Source organism: Candidatus Cloacimonadota bacterium, from assembly GCA_034661015.1.
In the GTDB taxonomy this organism is placed as follows: Bacteria; Cloacimonadota; Cloacimonadia; order JGIOTU-2; family JGIOTU-2; genus JAYEKN01.
This window is the reverse complement of sequence record JAYEKN010000130.1, coordinates 3,039-7,494: the sequence shown is the minus strand read 5'-3', so window position 1 is coordinate 7,494 and position 4,456 is coordinate 3,039. Positions and strand designations below refer to the sequence as shown.

Sequence of the window (4,456 nt, the reverse complement as noted above, 5' to 3'; positions counted from 1 at the left end):
TTCAAATCAACTAAATTATTTAGTAGCACTTTAACTTTTGGTTCTAATATATTAATTACTAAGCTTTCCATTTTTCCTTCCTATCATTTCTTTTTTACCGCCGAGAACAGAGAGAACGCAGAGATTCATTCACTGATTAGTGTGCATCCGTAAACTACTATTTTAGCAATAGCTCCACCAGCTGGTGGATGATTCTACGCAGAAAAACACTGATTCGGCAGATAAACGCTGATATTACTTTTTATAATTAAATTTTTATCTGCGTAAATCATTTTTTTCAGCGCTCATCTGCGTCCGATCTATACTTTACGGACAGACTATAATTAAATTTTCTTCTCTGCGGTCTCTGTGATCGCGGCGGTGAATGACTTTTTTAATCATCATCCATTCCCGATACATCGCCGAGTTCTTCTCCCCATTCTTTTGCATGGAGAAGGCGGCGCATAATTTTTCCACTTCTCGTTTTGGGAAGTGATTCCATATATTCGATTTCTTGAGGCATTGCGAGAGGTGATAATTTTTTACGAATGAAATTCATTATTTTCAGTTCGAGCTGAGGACTTTCTTCAAATCCGGGTTTTAGAGTAACAAATGCTTTCACAACTTCCATGTTGACTTCATCCGGTTTTGATACAACAGCAGATTCTGCGATCGCTTCATGCTCAAGCAAGGCTGATTCCACTTCAAATGGGCTTACAAGATGCCCCCCGGTGTTGATGACATCATCATCTCGACCGACAAACCAGAAATAGCCATCTTTATCAATTGTTGAACGATCTCCCGGAAGATACCATCCGTTCACGAATTTCGATTTGTATTGTTCCTCATTTTCCCAATAAGTTCTCATCATTGCGGGCCAGCCCGGTTTGAATGCGATCAAACCGATCTTTCCTTGCTCCGTGATAGGTTCAATAGTCTCCGGATCAACCACGGTTGCCGTGATACCCGGGAAGGGTTTTCCCATCGAACCGGGTTTGATCTTCATTTCCGGATAATTCGTAAGCATAATTGAGCCGGTTTCCGTTTGCCAATATGAATCAAGAAATTGATGTCCGAACACTTTTCCAGACCAGATAACGGCTTCTGCATTTAGCGGTTCGCCCACACTCGCGAGATGTCTCAGAGAAGAAAGATCATATTCTTTTATAATTTCATCGCCGGCTTTCATCAAAGAGCGAATTGCAGTTGGTGCGGAATACCAAACTGTTACTTTATTTTTTTCGATAAATTTGTACCAATTTTTAGCAGAAAATCCGGTATCTAACACGCATTGAGTTACTCCCAAACTCCATGGTCCGATGATTCCATAAGAGGTGCCGGTTACCCAACCGGGATCGGCTGTGCACCAATAGACGTCATCATCCTGAAGGTCAAGCACCCATTTTGTAGTAAGATATTGTGAAATCAGCGAATAGTGAACGTGTTTTACTCCCTTTGGCTGTCCTGTTGTTCCTGAAGTGTAGTGCAGTACCGAAGGAGATTCTGCTTTTGTCGGATAGATTTCCAAATTTTCTACCGGTGCTGCTTTTTCCAGCGAGAAAGCAACTTCTCGTTCTTTCAAAGGTTTTTTGCCCTTATCGTCAACCACAATAATATGCTCCAAATAAGGCATTTTTTCGATGATTCTGCGAACTTTACCAACATGCTTTTTCTGAGTAATGATCGCTTTGGTTTTTGCATTTTCCATTCTCACAAATAGTGATTCATCACCAAATGCAGAAAACAACGGTTGTGCGATCGCACCGATTTTCAAAATGCCGAGAAAACTGAAATAAAGTTCTGGGATCTTGTCCATAAAAAGACAAACCCGATCTTCATTTTCAACTCCCAAATCTCGCAAGAATTTGCCAATAGTGTTGCTTGCCAGTCTTGCGTCATTGAAAGTATATTGTTTCTTCTTATTACCAAATCCTTCCCAAATTAGTGCGGTTTTATTTGCTTTTCCTTGCTCACAAATTCGATCGGAACAATACCAACCGATATTGAGCAAATCTCCATCCTTATAATTCAGGTCTCTTTCTGCGATTGACCAATCAAAGTCCTTAATTCTATCATCATACGAACCAATATTTGACATCATTTACTCCTAATTAATATTTATTATATTTTTTTGTTTTAATTTTATTGCATCTATAAATTCAATCTTCAAACCAATTTGAACTTAATGACAAAAATGGTAAAATGTTCGCTTTCGTGTCAATAAACTTCAAATATTCGGATGATAATTTCAATTCAAAGCTGCTATTTGATTTATTGGTAATTATTATTCCCAATTTTTTAACTTGGATTTTCCGGTTCAATTTTTTATGGGGTTATTCTGCCAAAATATCACCGTGCCAGTGAAGACTATCGCTTATATGAAATATGCATCTGTAAATGTCGTTTACATTTGGCGGTGCTGTCCATGTTTTATAGTGAGAGCTGGCTGTGAATTCATCATGATCTAACAAAGTATCAACAATTTCAAAATTAGAATTTATAATTATCATGCTAATTTCTCTTGTCTGATCCAAATCAAATGGGATAAAACATGTTTCAGAGACAGGATTGGGGTAAGCGGGTCCAAAAGTTACAGTAAACAAACTGTCACCAAAATGCCAATCGGTAGAATCAATTGTTCCAATAAGATTTCCCTGAATGTCAGTTTCTGTTATGCCGGCGAAGTCTGTAAGATCGTTTGCAAATATCGGACAGGGAGTATAAAAAACAACCGTTGTCTCTGTGTCTTCGGTGCCATTATCGTAAAATGCCTTTGCTTCAATTATATGATTTCCATATTCGACATTTGATAAAGACCAATTGAAACCGAAGGGCTGGATGTAATCTTCGATAACTAATACATCGTCAATAAAGATAAACACGCCTTCGACATTTTCAATATTTGTTGAATTTACTTCAATTGCAACCGGATTCTGCCAAATGAAATGGTCTGTTGCGGATGGAATTTCTATCGAAACTATTCCGCCAACTTCTTCGTCATTGATATCACATGACAAAAGAAACAAACCGCTGATGATCAGAATGATTGCTAATATTTTTTTAATCATTTTGTCCTCCGTTATTTTATTTTCTTTCCCAAAACTTCGAGCATATCTTCCGTCATTCTATGAAGGTCATATTCGTGTTTCCAATCCCACTCTTTGCGAGCTACTGTGTCATCCATTTTATTAGGCCAGCTTTCTGCGATTGCTTGGCGGACTTCATCAATTTCATAGTCAATGGTGAATTCGGGAATGTGTTTGCGAATTTCTGCAGCGATTTGTTCCGGTTCAAAACTCATTGCCGCGACGTTAAAACAATTTCTGTGAATCAACTTGTTGGGATCAGCTTCCATAACTTCGATTGCTGCCCGAATACAATCCGGCATATACATCATATCAAGGTAAGTGCCTGATTTCAGGTTGCAGGTGAATTTTTTATTCTTCAATGCTTCATAATAAATTTCTACAGCATAATCTGTAGTTCCACCACCGGGAAGAGTTACATTAGAGATGATACCCGGATAGCGAACTCCACGCGTATCAACTCCGTATTTTTGATGATAATAATCGGCAAGCAATTCTCCGCTCACTTTCGTAACACCATAAATTGAATTGGGACGCATTATTGTATCCTGAGGTGTGTTGTTGTGCGGGGTGGAGTTGCCGAATGCCCCGATTGAACTTGGTGTAAAGAGTGCGAATTCAAAATCTTTTGCTAACTCCAGCAAATTGTTTAGGGTTCCCATATTCACTTTCCAAGAGAGTTGCGGTTCTTTTTCGCCGACTGCAGAAAGAAGTGCCACGAGATTATAAACCGTGTCAATCTTATAATGAGTAATCACTTCTGCTATTCTAATCTGATCGAGACAGTCTGCTATTTCATAGGGACCGTCTTTGAGAATTTCCGGAACATCGGTTTTAATATCTGACGCTACCACATTGGTTTTTCCATAAATTTTCCGAAGTTCAGGGACAAGTTCCGAACCAATTTGTCCAGCTGCTCCGAGCACTAAAATTTTTTTCATAAGTTTTTTATCCTGTTTTATTTATTTTCAATTTCGATTTTTTTAATTTTCTAAAATTACAATTGCAATAGCAGTATTTTTTGTGTGAGAAATTGAGATGTGAATTGAATTCACTTCCATCTTTTCGATAATTTCCACCGCTTTCCCATTTAGATTTAAGCCGGGTTTACCAAGTTGGTCATTGATTACTTCCACATCATTCCAGTGGATTCCACCTCTCCAACCAGTCCCGATTGCTTTGAAAAATGCTTCCTTTGCAGCAAACCTACCGGCATAATGCTGGGCGCGAATTGCGATATTTGTTTTCTGCTCACAGTATTCGATTTCAGCTTTAGTAAAAATTTTTTTTACGAAACTTTTTCCGTGCTTTTCCAACTCTTGTATAATTCTACCGACTTCTACAAGATCAATTCCTGTGCCTGCTATCATAATCTGGAACTTTTTTCAAAC

At 38.4% G+C, this 4,456-nt stretch carries 4 protein-coding genes; all 4 read right to left on the bottom strand.

The window, feature by feature from the left end; genetic code table 11:
• Positions 1-373: 373 nt before the first annotated feature.
• On the bottom strand, positions 374-2,080 hold the full coding sequence (acsA, locus tag U9P79_05235; protein ID MEA2104032.1) for an acetate--CoA ligase: 1,707 nt from the start codon (positions 2,078-2,080) through the stop codon (positions 374-376).
• 232 nt (positions 2,081-2,312) lie between these two features.
• Complete coding sequence (locus U9P79_05230) at positions 2,313-3,047, bottom strand: hypothetical protein (protein ID MEA2104031.1); 735 nt, start codon at positions 3,045-3,047, stop codon at positions 2,313-2,315.
• Between the two features lie 11 nt (positions 3,048-3,058).
• On the bottom strand, positions 3,059-4,006 hold the full coding sequence (locus U9P79_05225) for an L-threonine 3-dehydrogenase (protein ID MEA2104030.1): 948 nt from the start codon (positions 4,004-4,006) through the stop codon (positions 3,059-3,061).
• Positions 4,007-4,048: 42 nt separating this feature from the next.
• Positions 4,049-4,435, bottom strand: a complete 387-nt coding sequence (acpS, locus tag U9P79_05220; protein ID MEA2104029.1) for a holo-ACP synthase — start codon at positions 4,433-4,435, stop codon at positions 4,049-4,051.
• Positions 4,436-4,456: the final 21 nt, after the last annotated feature.